The sequence below is a fragment of the Georgenia halophila genome (assembly GCF_039541595.1).
Map to the genome: position 1 here is coordinate 81,112 of NZ_BAABGN010000008.1, position 20,048 is coordinate 101,159.

15 protein-coding genes are annotated in these 20,048 nt (G+C 72.8%); all 15 read left to right on the forward strand.

The features are described 5' to 3' along the window. Positions 1-333: 333 nt before the first annotated feature. The 15 genes from ileS to ABD907_RS09455 all read left to right on the forward strand — a co-directional run bounded on the left by ileS (position 334) and on the right by ABD907_RS09455 (position 19,979). Positions 334-3,645 (forward strand): isoleucine--tRNA ligase, encoded by a 3,312-nt coding sequence (gene ileS / locus ABD907_RS09385; RefSeq protein WP_345215985.1) that lies wholly within the window; start codon positions 334-336, stop codon positions 3,643-3,645. Beyond that, positions 3,642-5,021 (forward strand): bifunctional folylpolyglutamate synthase/dihydrofolate synthase, encoded by a 1,380-nt coding sequence (locus tag ABD907_RS09390; protein WP_345215986.1) that lies wholly within the window; start codon positions 3,642-3,644, stop codon positions 5,019-5,021. Before ileS ends, ABD907_RS09390 begins: the two co-directional genes overlap by 4 nt. A gap of 56 nt (positions 5,022-5,077) precedes the next feature. After that, on the forward strand, positions 5,078-6,079 hold the full coding sequence (gene dhaK, locus ABD907_RS09395; RefSeq protein ID WP_345215987.1) for a dihydroxyacetone kinase subunit DhaK: 1,002 nt from the start codon (positions 5,078-5,080) through the stop codon (positions 6,077-6,079). A gap of 42 nt (positions 6,080-6,121) precedes the next feature. Beyond that, the gene (dhaL, locus tag ABD907_RS09400; protein WP_345215988.1) at positions 6,122-6,772 is read left to right on the forward strand and encodes a dihydroxyacetone kinase subunit DhaL; all 651 of its coding nucleotides are present in this window, start codon (positions 6,122-6,124) and stop codon (positions 6,770-6,772) included. Continuing rightward, positions 6,769-7,473, forward strand: a complete 705-nt coding sequence (dhaM, locus tag ABD907_RS09405; protein WP_345215989.1) for a dihydroxyacetone kinase phosphoryl donor subunit DhaM — start codon at positions 6,769-6,771, stop codon at positions 7,471-7,473. Before dhaL ends, dhaM begins: the two co-directional genes overlap by 4 nt. Then, positions 7,470-7,886 carry a DUF4233 domain-containing protein gene (locus ABD907_RS09410; RefSeq protein ID WP_345215990.1) on the forward strand — a complete coding sequence of 139 codons (417 nt, stop codon included), beginning with the start codon at positions 7,470-7,472 and terminating at the stop codon, positions 7,884-7,886. The genes dhaM and ABD907_RS09410 overlap by 4 nt, the downstream gene beginning before the upstream one ends. Before the next feature lie 11 nt (positions 7,887-7,897). Then, on the forward strand, positions 7,898-8,329 hold the full coding sequence (ndk, locus tag ABD907_RS09415) for a nucleoside-diphosphate kinase (RefSeq protein WP_345215991.1): 432 nt from the start codon (positions 7,898-7,900) through the stop codon (positions 8,327-8,329). Between the two features lie 70 nt (positions 8,330-8,399). Continuing rightward, entirely contained in the window at positions 8,400-11,960 is a 3,561-nt protein-coding gene (smc, locus tag ABD907_RS09420) for a chromosome segregation protein SMC (protein ID WP_345215992.1), read from the forward strand. A gap of 115 nt (positions 11,961-12,075) precedes the next feature. After that, positions 12,076-12,381 carry a hypothetical protein gene (locus ABD907_RS09425; protein ID WP_345215993.1) on the forward strand — a complete coding sequence of 102 codons (306 nt, stop codon included), beginning with the start codon at positions 12,076-12,078 and terminating at the stop codon, positions 12,379-12,381. A gap of 55 nt (positions 12,382-12,436) precedes the next feature. Beyond that, entirely contained in the window at positions 12,437-13,570 is a 1,134-nt protein-coding gene (gene ftsY / locus ABD907_RS09430) for a signal recognition particle-docking protein FtsY (protein WP_425555748.1), read from the forward strand. A gap of 170 nt (positions 13,571-13,740) precedes the next feature. Further along, positions 13,741-15,051 carry an ammonium transporter gene (locus ABD907_RS09435; protein ID WP_345215995.1) on the forward strand — a complete coding sequence of 437 codons (1,311 nt, stop codon included), beginning with the start codon at positions 13,741-13,743 and terminating at the stop codon, positions 15,049-15,051. Beyond that, positions 15,048-15,386, forward strand: a complete 339-nt coding sequence (locus ABD907_RS09440; protein WP_345215996.1) for a P-II family nitrogen regulator — start codon at positions 15,048-15,050, stop codon at positions 15,384-15,386. Before ABD907_RS09435 ends, ABD907_RS09440 begins: the two co-directional genes overlap by 4 nt. Positions 15,387-15,388: 2 nt before the next feature. Beyond that, positions 15,389-17,143, forward strand: a complete 1,755-nt coding sequence (locus tag ABD907_RS09445) for a [protein-PII] uridylyltransferase family protein (protein WP_345215997.1) — start codon at positions 15,389-15,391, stop codon at positions 17,141-17,143. Positions 17,144-17,186: 43 nt separating this feature from the next. Further along, positions 17,187-18,755, forward strand: a complete 1,569-nt coding sequence (ffh, locus tag ABD907_RS09450) for a signal recognition particle protein (protein WP_345215998.1) — start codon at positions 17,187-17,189, stop codon at positions 18,753-18,755. A gap of 126 nt (positions 18,756-18,881) precedes the next feature. Further along, positions 18,882-19,979 (forward strand): amidohydrolase family protein, encoded by a 1,098-nt coding sequence (locus tag ABD907_RS09455; RefSeq protein ID WP_486334069.1) that lies wholly within the window; start codon positions 18,882-18,884, stop codon positions 19,977-19,979. Positions 19,980-20,048: the final 69 nt, after the last annotated feature.

Sequence of the window (20,048 nt, forward strand, 5' to 3'; positions counted from 1 at the left end):
GGCACCGACGCGTGCCGGTGCCGCTCGGATGCTGCCCCGACGTCGGAAAAGGGTCAAACCAGGAGCACTCGGACCCGCTAGACTGCCGACACAGGCATCGACCCGGCCATCACCGGCGAGCCTCCGGAAGAACGGGGTCTGCCAGCAGGCCCTCAGTAGAACCGGACGGGCAGGGCCCGTCACAGCCCGCTCGAGTGGTCACGCCGCCGTCCCGGCGGGGGCGTGGCAAACGAGGTGGTACCGAGGTTGCGTTGCCCAGAGGTCCCGTCACGGACCTCGGTCGGGTTTCGTGGTCTCCCTCGTGTCATGCACCGTCACGACCGAGGAGCACCGTTGACCGGCCAGCCGTCCCAGCCGCAGCGCTACCCACTGCACCGTCCCGGCACCGAGGTGCCCGCGTCGCCGAGCCTGCCCGCCCTGGAGCGGGAGGTGCTCGACTACTGGGAGCGGGACCGCACGTTCCGGGCGTCGCTCGACAACCGGCCCGCGGGGGAGAACGGCGAGAACGAGTTCGTCTTCTACGACGGCCCGCCGTTCGCCAACGGCCTGCCGCACTACGGCCACCTGCTCACCGGCTACGTCAAGGACGTGGTCCCGCGCTTCCAGACCATGCGGGGCAAGCACGTCGAGCGCCGCTTCGGCTGGGACACCCACGGCCTGCCGGCCGAGCTCGAGGCCATGAGCCAGCTCGGCATCAAGACCAAGGACGAGATCCTCGAGCTCGGCATCGAGGCCTTCAACGACGCCTGCCGCGCCTCGGTGCTCAAATACACGGACGAGTGGCGCGACTACGTCACCCGCCAGGCGCGCTGGGTGGACTTCGAGCACGACTACAAGACGCTCAACCCCGAGTACATGGAGTCGGTGATCTGGGCGTTCAAGCAGCTCCACGACAAGGGTCTGATCTACGAGGGCTTCCGGGTCCTGCCGTACTGCTGGAACGACCAGACCCCGCTGTCCAACCACGAGCTGCGCATGGACGACGACGTCTATCAGATGCGTCAGGACCCGGCCGTGACGGTGGGCTTGCGGATCGCGTCCTCCGACGAGCTCGACGGCGCCCTCCTGCTCGTCTGGACCACGACGCCGTGGACCCTGCCGTCCAACCTGCTCGTCGTCGTCGGCGAGGACATCGACTACGTCGTCGTCGAGGCACCCCGACCCGCCGACTCGGACCGGACCGAGCGGTACGTGCTCGCCGAGGCGCGCCTGGACGCCTATGCCCGAGAGCTCGCCGACGGGGACACCGAGGCGCTCCGGTCCCAGGTCGTGCGACGGCTGAAGGGCGCCGACCTCGTCGGCCACGGCTACACCCCGCCGTTCGGCTACTACACCGACCACCCGGGTGCGCACCGCATCGTCGCCGACGACTACGTCACCACGACCGACGGCACCGGACTCGTGCACAGCGCCGGCGCCTTCGGCGAGGACGACAAGGCTACCACCGACCGCGAGGGCATCGCGGCCGTGATGCCGGTCGGCCCCGACGGCGCGTTCACCTTCCCGGTGACCGACTACGAGGGCCTGCAGGTCTTCGACGCCAACCCGCTGATCATCGACCACCTCAAGGCGCGCACCCGCGGGGAAGCGGCCGCCGGCGCTGTGGGTTCGGTCACCGAGGGCACCGTGCTGCTGCGCCGGGAGACCTACGATCACTCCTATCCGCACTGCTGGCGCTGCCGCGAGCCGCTCATCTACCGCGGTGTCTCCTCGTGGTTCGTCGAGGTGACGAAGATCAAGGACCGGATGGTCGAGCTCAACCAGGAGATCCAGTGGGTCCCCGGGCACATCAAGGACGGCCAGTTCGGCAGGTGGCTCGAGAACGCCCGCGACTGGTCCATCACCCGCAACCGGTTCTGGGGCAGTCCCGTGCCGGTGTGGCGGTCCGACGACCCGGAGCACCCACGCATCGACGTCTACGGTTCCTTCGACGAGCTGGAGCGCGACTTCGGCGAGCTGCCGCGGGACGCGGACGGCAACCCCGACCTGCACCGCCCGTTCGTCGACCGCCTCACCCGTCCCAACCCGGACGACCCGCGACCCGAACCGCAGCGGTCCACGATGCGCCGCGTCGAGGACGTCCTCGACGTGTGGTTCGACTCCGGGTCGATGTCGTACGCCCAGAACCACGTCCCGTTCGAGAACGCGGAGTGGTTCGAGCACCACTTCCCGGGCGACTTCATCGTCGAGTACATCGGCCAGACCCGCGGCTGGTTCTACACGCTGCACGTCCTGGCGACCGCGCTGTTCGACCGGCCGGCGTTCTCGGCGTGCGTCAGCCACGGCATCGTGCTCGGCTCCGACGGGCAGAAGATGTCCAAGTCGCTGCGCAACTACCCGGACGTGCGCGAGGTCTTCGACCGCGACGGTGCCGACGCGATGCGCTGGTTCCTCATGTCCAGCTCGATCCTGCGCGGGGGCAACCTCGTGGTCACCGAGCAGGGGATCCGCGACGCCGTCCGGCAGATCCTCCTGCCGTTGTGGAACACCTGGTACTTCTTCTCGCTCTACGCGGGCACGCTCGACGGCGGACGGGGCTACCGGTACAGCCCCGTCGACCTGGCCGACGGCGCCTGGGTAGAGGATCTGCACGTCATGGACCGCTACCTGCTCGCGCACACCCGCGACCTCGCGGACACCGTCGCCGGCCAGCTCGAGGCCTACGACATCGCCGCCGCCTGCGAGAGCGTGCGCGAGTACCTCGACCTGCTCACCAACTGGTACGTGCGGACCTCACGCGATCGGTTCTGGGACGAGGACCGCGGCGCCTTCGACACCCTCGGCACCGCCCTCGAGGTGCTCTGCCGGGTCATGGCCCCGCTCGCCCCGCTGGTCACCGAGGAGATCTGGCGAGGCCTGACCGGCGGGCGCAGCGTGCACCTGACGGACTGGCCCGTGCTTCCCGGGACGGTCGCCGCCCCCGGCCTCGTCACCGCCATGGACACCGCCCGCGACGTCGTCTCCGTCACCCACGGGCTCCGCAAGTCCGCCAAGGTGCGGGTGCGCCAACCCTTGCCCACGCTCACCGTGGTCCTCGAGGACCCCGACGCCGTCGCGCCGTTCGCCGACCTGGTCGCGGCCGAGGTCAACGTCAAGGACGTGGACCTGCGGGCGCTGGACGACGGTGCGGCCCAGGCCTACGGCATCGTCACCCGGCTGAGCGTCAACGCCCGTGCGGCCGGTCCCCGGCTCGGCAAGGACGTCCAGCGGGTCATCAAGGCGGCCCGCTCCGGGGACTGGCAGGAGATGACGGACGGAGTCGTCGTCGGCGGCATCGCGCTCGAGGAGGGGGAGTACGCCCTCTCGACCGAGGTCGCCTCGACCGAGGACGACCAGCAGGCCGCGGCGCTCCTGCCCGGTGGCGGCTTCGTCGTCCTGGACCTGGCCGTCGACGACGAGCTCGCCGCCGAGGGGTACGCCCGCGACGTGGTCCGCCAGGTCCAGGACGAGCGCAAGGCGGTCGGCCTGTACGTGACCGACCGCATCCGTCTCGGGCTGGCGGTTCCCGCTGAGAAGGTCGCCTGGGTCGAGGCCCACCGCGACCTCATCGCCCGCGAGACGCTGGCGCTCGAGCTCGAGGTGGCACCCCGCGAGGGCCCGGACGGACAGGCCATGGTGGCCGTGACGAAGGTGGTGACGTCGTGAACGAGAACGACCAGGGGAGCAGCGAGGTCGAGCGCGAGGTCGGGCGGATCTACGACGACATCCTCGCCCGCGCGCCGGAGCACGACGTCCAGCCCAGCCTCGACCGGGTCCGCGACGTCCTCGAGCTGCTCGGGGACCCGGAGCGGGCCTACCCGGTCATCCACCTGACCGGCACCAACGGCAAGACCTCCGTCGCCCGCATGGTCGAGAGCCTGCTCCGCGAGTCGAACCTGCGCACGGGGCGGTTCACCTCGCCGCACCTGCACACGGTGCGGGAGCGCATCGCCCTCGACGGCGAGCCCATCAGCCCGGAGAAGTTCGTCGCGACCTGGGAGGACGTCGCCCCGTACATCGCGATGGTCGACGAGCGCAGCCTCTCGGCCGGCGGTCCGCGGTTGAGCTTCTTCGAGGTCTACACCGTCATGGCCTACGCCGCGTTCGCCGACTCCCCGGTCGACGTCGCCATCGTCGAGGTCGGCATGGGCGGTCGGTGGGACGCCACGAACGTCGCCGACGGCACCGTCGAGATCGTCACCCGGGTGGAGCGTGACCACGAACGGTGGCTCGGCCACGACCTGGGCGAGATCGCCTCGGAGAAGGCCGGCATCATCACCGACGGCTCCACCGTGATCTCCGACGCCCAGCATGAGGAGGTCGACGGCGTGCTGCTGTCCGCGGCGGCCCAGCACGGCGCCAAGCTGGTGCGCGTCGGTGAGGACATGGCCGTGGCGGCCCGGCAGGTGGCCGTCGGCGGGCAGATGCTCGACCTGAGCACTCCCGCCGCCCTCTACACCGAGATCTTCGTGCCGCTGCATGGTGCGCACCAGGCCTCCAACGCGCTGCTCGCGCTCGCGGCCGTCGAGGCCTTCTTCGGCGGCCGGGCCGTGGACGGCGACGTCGTCGAGAAGGGTTTCGCCGGCGTGGAGTCGCCCGGCCGGCTCGAGCTCGTGCGCAGCAGCCCCACGGTGCTGGTCGACGCCGCGCACAACCCGGCGGGCGTCGTCGCCCTGCGTGAGGCCGTCGAGGAGGCGTTCGCACTCTCGCGGCTGGTCGGCGTGGTTGGGGTCATGGCGGACAAGGACGCCGAGGGCATCCTCTCCGAGCTCGAGCCGATGCTCGACGAGGTCGTCGTCACCCGGGCACGCAACGAGCGCGCCATGGACGTCGGTGAGCTTGCCGAGATCGCCCGGGACGTCTTCGGTGACGACCGCGTGCACCTCGCGGAGCGGCTCGACGACGCCATCGACCGCGCGGCCACGCTGTCCGAGGCCGGCGGCGACGAAGCCATGGCTTCGTCGTCGTCCACGGGCGTGCTCGTCGTGGGGTCCGTGCTGCTGGCCGCCGATGTTCGGGCTCTGCTCCGTGGCGTGACGTAGCACACTTGGGTCATGGTCCCGTCAGGACTGGTCCCGACCATCGAAGGAGCACGTCGGTGAAGAAGCTCATCAACGACCCGCAGGACGTCGTCTCAGAGTCGGTCCGGGGCTTCGGCCTCGCGCATCCCGACATCGTCAAGGTCAGCGAGGACCCGCTGTTCGTCAGCCGCGCCGGGGGAGCGGTGGCCGGCAAGGTGGGGCTCGTCTCCGGCGGCGGGAGCGGGCACGAGCCGCTGCACGCCGGCTACGTCGGGCAGGGCATGCTCGACGCCGCGGTGCCCGGTGCCATGTTCACGTCCCCGACGCCGGAGCCGATCCTGGAGGCCACCAAGGCCGCCGACGGCGGCGCCGGGGTGCTGCACATCGTCAAGAACTACACGGGCGACGTGCTCAACTTCGAGACCGCGGCCGAGCTGGCCGAGGCCGAGGACATCACCGTGCGCTCCGTCGTCGTGGCCGACGACGTCGCGGTCGAGGACTCCACCTTCACGGCCGGGCGCCGCGGCGTCGGTGGCACCGTGCTCGTGGAGAAGATCGCCGGCGCCGCCGCGGAGCGCGGTGACGACCTCGACGGGGTCGCCGCCGTCGCCGAGCAGGTGATCGAGAACGTCCGGTCCATGGGTGTGGCGCTGACCGCCTGCACCGTCCCGCACGCCGGCGAGCCGTCGTTCGACCTCGCCGAGGACGAGATCGAGATGGGCATCGGCATCCACGGCGAGCCCGGTTTCGAGCGCATCCCGGCGGCTCCGGCCGACGAGATCACCGAACGGCTGCTGAACCCGGTGCTCGAGGACCTGTTGGTCTCCGCCGGCGAGAAGGTGCTGCTCTTCGTCAACGGCATGGGCGGGACGCCGCTGTCCGAGCTGTACGTCGTGTACAACCATGCGAAGGACGTGCTGGACTCCCGCGGCGTGGAGGTCACCCGCAACCTGGTGGGCAACTACATCACCTCCCTGGAGATGCAGGGTGCCTCGATCACCGTCCTGCGGCTCGACGAGGCCCTCACCGAGCTGTGGGACGCCCCGGTCAACACCGTCGCGCTGCGCCGTGGGCTCTAGGCAGGCCGGCTGAGCAGTGCTTCGTAGACAAGGAGAGAACGCATGAGTGCAGACAGTCTCGGGCCCGCCTGGGCGATGGACTGGATGGAGCGTGCCCGGGCAGCGGTCTCGGCGAACCGGATCGAGCTGCTCGACCTCGACCGGGCGATCGGCGACGGTGACCACGGCGAGAACATGGACCGCGGCTTCACCGCCGTGGCCGCCAAGCTCACCACGCTGGCGCCGCAGAGCGCGGCGGAGGTCCTCAAGACCGCCGCGACGACCCTGATGTCCACCGTCGGCGGCGCCGCCGGACCGCTGTACGGCACCGCGTTCCTGCGTGCCTCCAAGGCGGGCGACGGCGCGCTCGGCAACACGGTCGACGCGGCCGGCGTCGCCAGCCTCCTCGAGGCCGCCGTCGAGGGCATCCAGGCCCGCGGAAAGGCCGAGCAGGGCGAGAAGACGATGGTCGACGCGTGGTTGCCGGCAGCACAGGCGGCCCGCGCGGCCGCGGACGAGGGCAGGGGGCCGGTCGAGGCGCTGCGGGCCGCCGCCGACGCGGCGGCGCAGGGCGCCGTGGACACCGAGCCGCTGATCGCCACCAAGGGCCGGGCCAGCTACCTCGGCCGGCGCTCCGTCGGCCACCGCGACCCGGGCGCGCAGTCGTCCTCCCTGCTGCTGCTCGCGGCCGCCGAGGCGGCCGAGGCGCAGTGACCGCCCGCACCGCCCTGGTCGTCGTCTCGCACTCGGCACGCCTGGCCGACGGCGTGGTCGAGGTGGCGGCGCAGATGGCGCCGGAGGTGACGCTGCGCGCGGCCGGCGGCACGGACGACGGCGGCATCGGCACCAGCTACACGCTCGTCGAGGCCGCCGTCACCGGCCTGCTGGGCGACGCGGCCGGCGTGGTCATCCTCACCGATCTGGGCTCCGCCACGATGACGGCCGAGTCCGTCGTCGAGATGCTCGAGGACCCGGACCGGGTCACGCTGGCCGACGGGCCCCTCGTCGAGGGCGCCGTCGCGGCTGCCGTCGCCGCGCAGGGCGGTGCCGGGCACGAGGAGGTCGCGCGGGTCGTGGCGGCGGCCGGGGCGAGCTTCACGGGGGGCACCGCGGCACCGGTGCCCGAAGAGGCCGACGGAGGCGACGGCGAGGCCCAGACCGGGACGTTCGTGCTGGTGAACGAGGTCGGGCTGCACGCCCGGCCCGCGGCCGTGCTGGCACGCCTCGTCGCCGGCTACGACGCGAAGGTCACCGTCAACGGCGTCGACGCGGCCAGCGTCCTTGCCCTGATGGGGCTCGGCCTGGAGAAGGGTGACGAGATCCAGGTCACCGCCAGCGGCGAGCAGGCCACCGAGGCGCTCGCGGGCGTGGCCGGTGCCGTGGCCGACGGGTTCGGCGAGGGGGCCGCCCGGTGAGCGAGCCGCGCGAGCCCCGGTCCGCCCGACGCATGTTCGCCGTCTCGGTGCTCGCGTCCGAGGTCTTCGTCGTGCTGTTCGCCACCCTGGTCGCGCACGGCCTGCGCGTGGCCGACCGAGGCACCGTCTGGGTCGCCGGCGGCGTCGTCATGGTCCTGTGCCTCCTCGCCACCGGGCTGGTCCGGCGGGGACGTGCCGGCTACGTCGTCGGGACCGCGGTGCAGGTCCTGCTCCTCGCCTCGGGGTTCCTCGTGCCCTCGATGCTCGTGATCGGTGGGATCTTCGTCGTCCTGTGGGTGGTGTCGCTGCGCGTCGGGTCGCGGATCGATGTCGAGCGCCGGGCGCGCTACGAGGCGGAGCTGCGCCACCGGGCCGAGCAGGGGCAGGACCGCGAGGCCCACCGGCACGGGTAACCTCGCTGCACGTGACTACTACGCAGCCAGAGCGCACCCTCGTCCTCATCAAGCCCGACGGCGTCACCCGCCACCTCACCGGTGAGGTGCTGCGCCGCATCGAGGCGAAGGGCTACACGATCGTCGCCCTCGAGCAGCGCACCGTCGGCACCGAGCTGCTGACCGAGCACTACGCCGAGCACCAGGGCAAGCCGTTCTTCGCCCCGCTGCTCGAGTTCATGATGTCCGGGCCGGTCGTCGCGGCCATCGCCGAGGGCCACGGCGTCATCGAGGGCTTCCGCTCGCTCGCCGGCACCACGAACCCCACGTCGGCCGCCCCCGGCACCATCCGCGGCGACCTGGGGCGCGACTGGGGCACCACCGTCCAGCAGAACCTCGTGCACGGCTCCGACAGCCCGGAGTCCGCGGAGCGGGAGATCGCGCTCTGGTTCCCGCAGGGCTGAGCGACCGCCCCGGGCGGCGCGTGCAGCGGCGGTGGGACAAAACGGCTGACTGACCCCATACCCTGGCCGGGTGCACCTGAAGACGCTGACGATGCGGGGATTCAAGTCCTTCGCGTCCGCGACGACGCTGCACCTCGAGCCGGGCATCACCTGCGTGGTGGGGCCCAACGGGTCGGGCAAGTCCAACGTCGTCGACGCCCTGTCCTGGGTGATGGGCGAGCAGGGGGTCAAATCGCTGCGCGGCGGCAACATGGCGGACGTCATCTTCGCCGGCACCTCCACCCGCGCGCCGCTCGGCCGCGCGGAGGTCGCGCTCACGATCGACAACACCGACGGCCTGCTGCCGATCGAGTACTCCGAGGTGACGATCTCGCGCACCCTGTTCCGCTCCGGCGGGTCCGAGTACGCGATCAACGGCAACGCGTGCCGCCTCCTCGACATCCAGGAGCTGCTCTCCGACACCGGCATGGGCCGCGAGATGCACGTCATCGTCGGCCAGGGCCGCCTCGACTCGGTCCTGCAGGCGACGCCGGAGGACCGGCGCGGCTTCATCGAGGAGGCCGCCGGGGTCCTCAAGCACCGGCGCCGCAAGGACAAGGCGCTCCGCAAGCTCGAGGCCATGTCCGCCAACGTCGCGCGGGTGACCGACCTGGCCACCGAGATCCGGCGCCAGCTCGGCCCGCTGGCGAGGCAGGCCGACGTCGCGCGCCGTGCTCAGACGGTCCAGGCCGACCTGCGCGACGCGAAGGCGCGACTCCTCGCCGACGACCTCGTCCAGCTGACCGCCACCCTCGCCCAGGACGAGGCGGACGAGACCGCGCTGAGGCAACGGCGCGCCGCCGTCGAGGCCGCCCAGGACGAGGCCCGCGCCCGGCTGACGTCCATCGAGCAGGCCGCCGCCGCTGCCGCCCCGCGGCTGAGCCGAGCCACCGACACCTGGTACCGCCTCTCCGGCCTGCGTGAGCGCCTGCGCTCCCTCGAGAACGTCGCCACGGAACGCGTCCGCCTGCTCGGCTCCGCCCCCGCCGAGCCCGCCGGCGCCACCGAGCCCGAGGAGCTCGAGGCGCAGGCGGCGGCCGTCCGTGAGCAGGAGGAGGCCCTGGGTGAGGAGGTCGACGCGGCACGCAGCGCCCTCGAGGCCGCGGTCGCGGCCCGCACGGCGGCCGAGCAGGCCGAGCAGGAGGCGGAGCGGGCCCTGGCCGCCGTCCATCGCGGGGCGGCCGACCGCCGCGAAGGGCTGGCCCGGCTGACCGGTCAGGTGGGAGCCCGGCGGTCCCGTCTCGAGGCCGCCGAGGCCGAGCTGGGACGCCTGCGGGAGACCCTGTCCGCCGCCGAGGAGCGCGCCCGCACCGCGCAGGCGGAGTTCACCGCGCTCGAGCAGCAGGTCGCCGGCGTCGAGGAGGGCGAGGAAGGGCTCGACGAGGCCTACGAGGAGGCCGCCGCCGAGCTCGAGGAGGCCGAGGGGGCCGTCGCCGAGCTCGTCGACGCCGAGCGGGCCGCCGAGGCCGACAGGTCCACCTGGACCACCCGCCGCGACACCCTCGAGATGTCCCTGCGCCGCAAGGACGGCACCGGCGCCCTGCTGGACGCCGCTCCCGCGGGCGTCCTGGGTCCCGTCGCCGACCATCTCGCGGTCGAGTCCGGCTGGGAGAACGCCGTCGCCGCCGCCCTGGGCGGCGCCGCCGACTCCGCCGTCGTCGAGTCCGTCGACGTCGCGGTCGACGCCGTACGCCGCGCCCGGGACGACGACGCCGGCCAGGTCCGCCTGATGATCCCCTCGGCGCAGGACGAGACCTCCGACCGGGGCGATCCGCCCGCCGGGCGGTGGGCGCTCGACGTCGTCACCGCCACCGGCGGGTCGCTCGCCGGGTCGCTCGTGCGTCTGCTCGACCGCGTCGTCGTCGTGGACGGGCTCGCGGAGGCCCGCGCCGCCGTGGCCGCCGATCCCGAGCTGACCGTCGTGACCCGTGCGGGCGACCTGCTCTCCGCCGTCACCGCGAGCGGCGGGGCCACCGGCGCCCCGAGCGTGCTGGAGCTGCACGCCGCGCACGAGGAGGCCGTCGCCGAGGTCGAGTCCGCCGTCGCGCGCCAGGAGCGGGCACGGTTCTCGCTCGGTCCTGCACGCGAGCGGGTCGAGGCGGCCCGGGTGCGGCTCAAGCAGGCCCTCGACGCGCTGCACGCCTCCGACGCGCGGCACGCCGCCGTCGCGGAGCAGCTGGGCCGGCACGGCTCCGCCCTGCGCGGCGCCGAGGCCGAGGCCGAGCGGGCTCGCCCGGCGATCGAGCGCGCCGAGGCCGAGATCGCCGAGCACACCGCCGAGCTGCAGGCCCTGGCCGAGCGCCTCGAGATCGCCCAGCGGGAGCCCGCCCAGACGGAGGAGGACCTCGCCGGTGCCACCGAGGCGCGCGACGGCGCCGCCGCGGCCGCGCGGGAGGCCCGTGCCCGAGAGACGGAGTCGCGGCTGGCGCTGCGGACCCTGGAGGAGCGGGCCGGCGCCCTGGCCGGGCGGGCCCAGTCGCTGACCGCCGCCGCGCAGGAGGAGCGCGCGGCCCGCCGGCGGGCCGCCGAGCTGGCCGCCCGCCGTGCCGAGCAGGCCCGGGTCGCGGCCCAGGTGCGTGACGGCGCCGCCCGCGCCGCCGCCGTCGTCGAGACCTCCGTCTCAGCGGCCGCCGACGAGCGCGAACGCGCCGAGAGCGAGCGCGCCGAGCGCGAGCATGAGCTCGCCGAGGTACGCACCCGGCTCGACGAGATCAGCGCCGAGATGTCGGCGGTGACCGACGCCGCCCACCGCGACGAGGTCGCCCGCGCCGAGCAGCGCCTGCGCGTGAGCCAGCTCGAGGAGCGCGCGGTCGCCGAGCTCGGCCTCGACCCGGAGGTCCTCACCGAGGAGTACGGGCCGGACAAGATGATTCCCGCCGGCGCTCCGGACGGCGCCGAGGACGAGGACGCCCAGTCCACCCCCTACGTCCGCGAGGAGCAGGAGAAGCGCCTCAGGCGGGCCGAGCGGGACCTCGCCCGCCTCGGCGCCGTCAACCCGCTCGCGCTCGAGGAGCATGCTGCGCTGGCCGAGCGTCACAAGTTCCTCACCGACCAGCTCGCCGACCTCGAGAAGTCCCGCAAGGACCTCATGGACATCGTCCGGGAGATCGACGAGCGCGTCGAGCGCGTCTTCACCGACGCGTTCGCCGACACCGCCCGCGAGTTCGAGGGCGTCTTCTCACGGCTCTTCCCCGGCGGCGAGGGGCGCCTCGTCCTGACCGACCCGGACGATCTCCTCACCACCGGCATCGAGATCGAGGCGCGGCCGGCCGGCAAGAAGGTCAAGCGACTCTCCCTGCTCTCCGGGGGCGAGCGTTCCCTGACGGCCGTCGCGCTGCTCGTGGCGATCTTCAAGGCGCGCCCCAGCCCGTTCTACGTCCTCGACGAGGTCGAGGCCGCGCTCGACGATGCCAACCTCGGGCGGCTGCTGGCCATCTTCACCGAGCTGCGGGACTCCTCGCAGCTGATCGTCATCACTCACCAGAAGCGCACCATGGAGGTCGCCGACGCCCTGTACGGGGTGACCATGCGCGGCGACGGCGTGACGACCTTGATCTCCCAGCGGCTCGAGCGAGAGCCGGAAACCGTCTGAGCCGGCGACCGCGGACGGCCGCCGGACCACCTGGTGAGCAACATCACGGCACGCGACGCCACGCGGACACCCGCCCTGACCGCCATGTTCACCGAGCGACGGCGATACTGGAGTCATGACCGGAATGATCGTCGGAGGAGCTCTCGCGGTGCTGTGCGCACTCGCGGTCCTCGTCGCGCTGCTGTACGCCCGGCGGCCGGACAGCGGCTTCCTCGCCTGGCTCCGCGAGTCCCTGGACGCCTGGCGCTCGGACGACCTCAAGCGGGAGAACCTCTCGCAGGGAGGCGTCCAGGACGCCCACGTCGACGACATCTTCACCCTTGGAGTCCCGGACGACCGCCCGGCCTACGCCCGCCCCGAGGAGATCGTGGCGCGCTGGGACCTGGTCCGTGGCCGCGCCCGCCACCTCACCAAGCACTGAGGAACCCGGCCCGCTTTTCGGGGGACCGGTCGCGTAGGTCAGACTGGGCCTCGTGATCGATCAGACCGTCCTTCTTCTCGTCATCGCCGTCGTCGTCCTCCTGGCGGTGGGCGTCAGCGCAGTCACCCTCGTCACCCGGCGCCGCCGCGGCGGCACGACGACGATCTCGCCGGAGACGGCGGAGGCCCTCCAACCGGAGCTCGACGAGGCTGCGCCACCGGTCGAGGAGGCGCCCGCCCCGACCCTCGAGCGGCCCGAGCCGGCCGCAGGGCGCATGCAGCGCCTGCGGGCACGCCTGGCCCGCTCGGGCACCGTCGGGCAGACGCTGCTGTCGATCCTCTCGCGTGGCGACCTCACCGAGAGCGACTGGGAGGAGATCGAGGAGACGCTCCTGCTCGCGGACGTCGGCATCGGGCCCACCACCGAGCTGATGGACACCCTTCGCACGCGCAGCAAGGTGCTCGGCACCACCGACCCCGAGGTGGTGCGCGGCGTCCTGCGCGAGGAGCTGCTCGCCCTCGTCGGCGAGTCCGACCGGTCCATCGCCACCGAGCCGGTCGTCGGCGACGACGGCCGGCCGCACCCCGCCACGGTGCTCGTCGTGGGGGTCAACGGCACCGGCAAGACCACCACCGTCGCCAAGCTCGCCCGCGTGCTCGTCGCCGAGGACAAGAGCGTCGTGCTCGGCGCCGCCGACACCTTCCGCGCCGCCGCCGCCGATCAGCTGAGCACCTGGGGCGCTCGCGTGGGCGTGGAGGTCGTCCGGTCCGACCGCGAGGGGGCCGACCCGGCCGCCGTGGCTTTCGACACCGTGCGGCGCGGACGCGAGGAGAGCGCCGACGTCGTGCTCGTCGACACCGCCGGCCGGCTGCAGAACAAGCAGGGGCTCATGGACGAGCTCGGCAAGATCAAGCGCGTCATGTCCCGCGAGGCACCGGTGAGCGAGGTCCTCCTCGTCCTCGACGCCACCACCGGGCAGAACGGGATGCGCCAGGCCCAGGTCTTCGCCGACGTCGTCGACATCACCGGCATCGTGCTCACCAAGCTCGACGGCACCGCCAAGGGCGGGATCGTGGTGGCCGTCCAGCGTGAGCTCGGCGTCCCCGTGAAGTTCGTCGGCCTGGGGGAGGGGCCGGACGATCTCGCCCCGTTCGTCCCCGAGGAGTTCGTGGACGCCCTGCTCTCCTGACCGGACGGACGGGCCAGGTCTCGTATGGTGGGACCTGCGCTGCCTGGCAACACGATCGTCACCGCTGACCGGGACATGTCACGTGCCCGAAACACCGGTGTCCACGCGACGAAACGTGGACGAAGGACGGTAGTTCCCGGCCAGCCGACCGCGCTGGCGAGGGAGGAACCATGGAGCTCGATCACGGAGCCACCGCGTGGATGCTGACATCGGCATCGCTCGTGCTGCTCATGACCCCCGGGCTGGCCCTGTTCTACGGCGGCATGACCCGGTCGAAGTCCGTGCTGAACATGATGATGATGTCGTTCGGTGCCATCGCCGTCGTCGCAGTGATCTACGTGCTGTGGGGCTGGTCCATGTCCTACGGAGGCACGAGCATCGGCGGGCTGTTCGGCAACCCGTTCGAGCAGTTCGGCCTGGACGGCGCCATCTACGACGGCGCCGGTGAGTACCTCATCGACGACTACGGCGTGCCGGGCATCGTCGGCGTCGGTTTCCAGTCGACGTTCGCCATCATCACCGTCGCGCTGATCTCCGGCGCGGTCGCCGACCGGGTCAGGTTCAGCACCTGGCTGGTCTTCACCACGCTGTGGGCGACGCTGGCCTACTTCCCGATCTGCCACATGGTGTGGAACGGCGGCCTGCTCAGCGCGGACGGGCCGTTCGGCGCCATCGCCGCACCGATCGACTTCGCGGGCGGCACGGTGGTGCACATCAACGCCGGCGCCGCCGGCCTCGTGCTCGCGCTCGTCGTCGGCCGGCGCAAGGGCTTCGGCAGGGTGCCGATGAAGCCCCACAGCCTTCCCCTGACGATGCTGGGCGCGGCGCTGCTGTGGTTCGGCTGGTTCGGTTTCAACGCCGGCTCGGCCTTCACCTCCGACGGCAACGCCGGCCTCGCCTGGGTCAACACCACGACCGCCACCGCCGCGGCCATCCTCGGCTGGCTCGTCGCCGAGCGGATCCGGGACGGTCGCGCCACCTCCCTCGGCGCCGCCTCCGGCGTCGTCGCCGGCCTGGTGGCCGTCACCCCGGCCGCCGGCGCCGTGAGCCCCGTCGGGGCGATCGTCCTCGGCCTGGTCGCCGGTGTGCTCTGCGCCCTGGCCGTCGGTCTGAAGTACAAGCTCGGTTACGACGACTCGCTCGACGTCGTCGGCGTCCACCTCGTCGCCGGTCTCTGGGGCACCATCGGCATCGGATTCCTCGCCACCGGGACCGGGCTGTTCTACGGCGGCGGGGCGGCCCAGCTCGCCGTCCAGGCCATCATCGCCGTCGTCGCCGTCGTCATCTCCCTGGTCGTCACCACCGTGATCGCACTCGTCCTCAAGGCTGTGATGGGCTGGCGCGTCAGCGACGATGTCGAGATCGGCGGGATCGACCAGGCCGAGCACGGCGAGTCCGCGTACGAGGGCATCGGGGCGGGCAGGTTCTCGTCCGAGCCGGCCCCCGCCGTCCGGTCCACCACTGAGGAGGCAAAGGCATGAAGCTCGTGAACGCAATCGTCCAGCCGCACCGGCTCGACGACGTCAAGAAGGCCCTGGAGGCTGCCGGTGTGCACGGCATGACCGTGTCCGAGGCGAACGGCTACGGCCGCCAGCACGGGCACACCGAGGTCTACCGCGGCGCCGAGTACACCATCGAGCTCGTGCCGAAGGTCCGCGTCGAGATCGTGGTCGACGACCGGGACGCGGCGGCCGTCGTCGACGCCGTCGTCGGTGCCGCCCACTCGGGACGCATCGGTGACGGCAAGGTCTGGACCGTCCCCGTCGACGACGTCGTCCGGGTCCGTACCGGGGAGCGCGGCCCCGACGCCCTGTGAGCGTGCGGGACCTGCACCGGGCCCGTCTCGCTGAGCCGACGGGTGCGGGCGGGCCCGCGTACCGGCGCCGCCTCGCCGACCTGACCGACGCCGCCCTCCGCGAGCTGTGGGACGACGCCGCCGAGGCGACCGGTCTCGACCTCACCTCCGGCGTCGCCCTGACCGCCGTCGGCAGCCTGGGACGTCGCGACGGCGGACCGACCTCAGACCTCGACCTCCTCCTCGTGCACGACGGCGGGCTCGCCGACGTCGATCTGTCGGGTCTGTCCGAGGCCCTCTGGTACCCGGTCTGGAACACCCGGATCCGGCTCGACCACTCGGTGCGGACGCTGGAGGAGTGCCGCAGCGTCGCCTCGGCGGACCTGCCGGCCGCCGTCGGGCTGCTGCATCTGCGGACCGTGGCCGGGGACCCCCGGGTGGGAGAGCGGGCCACGACGGCGGTCCTCGCCGACTGGCGGGCCGGCGCCCGCCGCCGGCTCGAGGACCTGCTCGCCTCCGTCACCGAGCGGGCCGAGCGCTTCGGCGAGGCCGCCTACCTCATCGAGCCCGACCTCAAGGAGGCGCGCGGGGGGCTGCGGGACGCCGTCGTCGTCCGGGCGCTCGTCGCCTCCTGGCTCACCGACCGGCCGCACGGCGGCGGGTTCGACCAGGCCTACCGCCACCTCCTCGACGTGCGCGACGCCCTCGCGCTCACCACCGGGCGGGCCACCAACGCCCTTCGGCTCGCCGAGCAGGACGAGGTGGCGAGGCGGCTCGGTTTCGCCGGCGAGGGAGCCGTGGTCGACCGGACGCCCGCCGGGGCCGACGTCAGCGACGCGGCCGACGACCTGCTGGCCTCGGTGGCCGGGGCCGCGCGGGTGGTCAGCGCCGCCCTCGACGAGACCGTGCGCCGGGCGAGCCAGGCCAACCGGTCGCGCCGAACCCCGGCGCCGCGGCCCCGGACGGTTCGTGGCCGCATCCTCCCGCCCCGGCTGCCGGAGGTGGCCGACGGGTTGCTGCGGCACGAGGGCGAGATCGTCCTCGCCGCCGGTGCCGAGCCCGCCGCCGACCCGCTGCTCGGGCTGCGCGCCGCCGCGGCGGCTGCGCGCAGCGACGTGCCGCTGTCACCCTCCATGCTGGACTCGCTCGCCCGGGCCGCCGCGATCCCGGAGCCGTGGCCGGGGCCGGCCCTCGAGCTGCTGCTGGAGCTCCTCGCCTCGGGGCCGGCGCAGGTGCCGGTCTGGGAGGCACTCGACCTCGCGGGCGTCGTCACCACCTGGATCCCGGAGTGGTCCGCCGTGCGGAACCGGCCGCAGCGCAACGTGCTGCACCGGTTCACGGTGGACCGCCACCTGGTGGAGACCGTCGCCGGTGTCCCGGCCACCGGCGAGCCGGACCACCGGCTGCTGCTGGCCGCGCTGCTGCACGACATCGGGAAGACGCCGGGCACGCTGCGGCACGCCGAGACGGGTGCGCAGATCGCCGGGACGGTCCTCGACCGCCTGGGCGTGCCGCCCGCCGACCGGGACGTCGTCGTCCTCCTCGTGCGCCATCACCTCCTGCTCCCCGCCGTCGCCACCACCCAGGACCTGGAGGACCCGGCCGTCGTCGACGAGGTCGCGGTCGCCGTCGAGCGCCGCGGTGACGTGCTGACCATGCTGCGCCGGCTGACCGAGGCCGACGCCAGGGCCGCCGGTCCGCAGGCGTGGACCAGCTGGCGCGCCCGCCTGGTGTCCACCCTCACGGAACGGGTGAGGGCCGCGCTCGCGTTACCCTGAGGAGTCATACCACCCCTCATCCAACCGTTCCCAGAGGTCCGACGTGTTCGCCAACCTGTCCGACCGGCTCACCGCCTCCTTCAAGCAGCTGCGCGGCAAGGGCCGGCTCTCCGAAGCCGACATCGACGCCACCGTCTCGGAGATCCGCCGCGCGCTGCTCGAGGCCGACGTCGCCCTCCCCGTGGTGCGCGAGTTCGCCGCGAACGTCCGCGAGCGGGCCAAGGGCGCGGAGGTCAGCCAGGCGCTCAACCCCGGCCAGCAGGTCGTCAAGATCGTCAACGCCGAGCTCGTCGAGATCCTCGGCGGCGAGTCGCGAGACCTGAACTTCGCCAAGCACCCGCCGACCGTCATCATGCTCGCCGGCCTGCAGGGATCCGGTAAGACCACGCTGGCCGGCAAGCTCGGCCTGTGGCTCAAGGACCAGGGCCACACCCCGCTCCTCGTGGCCGCCGACCTCCAGCGCCCGGGCGCCGTCGACCAGCTCCAGATCGTCGGCGAGCGGGCCGGGGTGCCGGTGTGGGCCCCGGAGCCGGGCAGCGGGGTCGGCGACCCCATCACCGTCGCCCGGTCCGGCGTCCAGCAGGCGCACGACAAGCAGCACTCCGTCGTCATCGTCGACACCGCCGGCCGCCTCGGCGTCGACGCCGAGATGATGCAGCAGGCTGTCGACGTCCGCGACGCCACCGACCCCGACGAGATCCTCTTCGTCCTCGACGCCATGATCGGTCAGGACGCCGTGACGACGGCGCAGTCCTTCGCCGACGGCGTCGGCTTCAGCGGAGTGGTCCTGTCCAAGCTCGACGGTGACGCCCGCGGCGGTGCGGCCCTCTCGGTGCGCGGCGTCACCGGCAAGCCCGTCCTCTTCGCCTCGGTGGGGGAGAAGCTCACCGACTTCGAGCGTTTCCACCCGGACCGGATGGCCTCCCGCATCCTCGACATGGGCGACATGCTCACCCTGATCGAGCAGGCCGAGCGCACCTTCGACGCCGCCGAGGCCGAGAAGATGGCGGCGAAGATCTCCGGCGACGGCGACTTCACCCTCCAGGACTTCCTCGGCCAGCTGGCCCAGCTGAAGAAGATGGGCTCGATGAAGTCGATGCTCGGCATGCTGCCGGGCATGGGGCAGATGCGCGACCAGCTCGAGAACTTCGACGAGCGCGAGATCGACCGGGTCGAGGCCATCGTCAACTCGATGACCCCCGCCGAGCGCGAGCAGCCCAAGCTCCTCAATGGTTCCCGCCGTCAGCGCATCGCGCGCGGCTCCGGCACGACCGTCTCCGACGTGAACTCGCTGATGGAGCGCTTCGAGCAGGCCAAGACGATGATGCGCCAGATGGCCACCTCCGGCGGCAAGGGCGGCATGCCCGGGATGGGAATGATGCCCGGCGGTGGCAAGAAGTCGAAGGGCCGTATGGCTCCGCCACCGAAGAGCAAGAAGCAGAAGGGCAAGAAGGGCAAGTCGGGCAACCCGGCGAAGCGGGCCCAGCAGGAGCGCGAGGCCGCCGAGCGCGCCTCCCGGCCCGCGCCGCAGGGCTCCGCGTTCGGGATCGGGAAGCAGCAGGACCAGCAGGATGCCCCGGACCTCGAGGAGCTCTCCAAGTTCCTCCGGTGACGCGTCCGGCGGCTCCTCCATCGGTAGGCGGGAACATCCGTCAGGCTGTGGCTGTCGGATGTTCCCGGCTGTCGACGTGACCGTGCGGGATGGTCTCCGCGCAGGTGGAAACGCTACGTTCCCTCGGTGAGCGTGCTGCGGCTGGCCGGGGCGGTGCTCGTCGACGACGAGACCGTCCTGCCCGAGGTGTGGGTCGTCGACGGGCGGCTGGCCATGTCCCCGCCGGCCGGTGCCGAGGATTCCGGGGCCGAGGAGATCCGCGGCTGGGTCCTGCCCGGCCTCGTCGACGTGCACTGCCACATCGGCCTCGGCCCCGACGGCGCCGTCACGGTGGAGGACGCCGTCCTGCAGGGCAAGGCGGACCGCGACGCCGGCACCCTCCTCGTCCGCGACGCCGGCTCACCGATGGACAACCGGTGGGTGCAGGACCGGCCGGACATGCCTCGCCTGGTCCGCGCCGGCCACCACCTCGCGCGACCCAGGCGCTACATCCGCCACTACGCCCGCGAGCTCGACGACGTCGCCGAGCTCCCTGCGGCCGTCGCCCAGGAGGCCCGCTCGGGTGACGGCTGGGTCAAGATCGTCGCCGACTGGATCGACCGCTCCGCCGGCGCCGACGCCGACCTGGCCCCGCTGTGGCCCGCCGACGTGCTGGCCGACGCCCTCGCCGCCGCGCACGAGGCCGGGGCCCGCGTCACCGCGCACACCTTCTCCCGGGAGGCGATCGGTCCGCTGCTCGACGCCGGCATCGACGGCATCGAGCACGGCACCGGCATGGATCCCGACCACGTCGCCGAGGCCGCACGCCGCGGCATCCCGGTCACCCCGACCCTCCTCCAGGTGGGGCGGTTCGACCGGATCGCCGAGCAGGCCGAGGGGAAGTACCCCCGCTACGCCGAACGCATGCGGCGCATGCACGCCCGCCGCTACGAGCACGTCGCGCAGCTGCACGACGCCGGCGTCCCGCTGCTCATGGGTTCCGACGCCGGCGGCACCATCGGCCACGGCTCCCTGCCCGCCGAGCTCGCCGAGGTCGTCCGGGCCGGCGTCCCGGTCGACCAGGTGCTGGCAGCGGCGTCGTGGCGCGCTCGCGCCTTCCTCGGGGCGCCGGGGATCGAGTCCGGGGCGAGCGCCGACGTCGTCGTGTACGCCACCGATCCGCGCCGGGACATCACGGCCCTGGCGGAACCGTCCGCCGTCGTCCTGCGCGGCTCGCGGCACTGACCCGACCGGACGCGCACAGCTACCGGGCCTTGCCAACTGTCAGGTTCTATGGTTCATTAGTCGAGTAAT

Coding starts and splice junctions, on each gene's coding strand:
- dhaL (WP_345215988.1), top strand. CDS start 6,122: ATGAGTGCAGACAGTCTCGGGCCCGCCTGGGCGATGGACTGGATGGAG.
- ABD907_RS09425 (WP_345215993.1), top strand. CDS start 12,076: ATGACCGGAATGATCGTCGGAGGAGCTCTCGCGGTGCTGTGCGCACTC.
- ABD907_RS09435 (WP_345215995.1), top strand. CDS start 13,741: ATGGAGCTCGATCACGGAGCCACCGCGTGGATGCTGACATCGGCATCG.
- ABD907_RS09440 (WP_345215996.1), top strand. CDS start 15,048: ATGAAGCTCGTGAACGCAATCGTCCAGCCGCACCGGCTCGACGACGTC.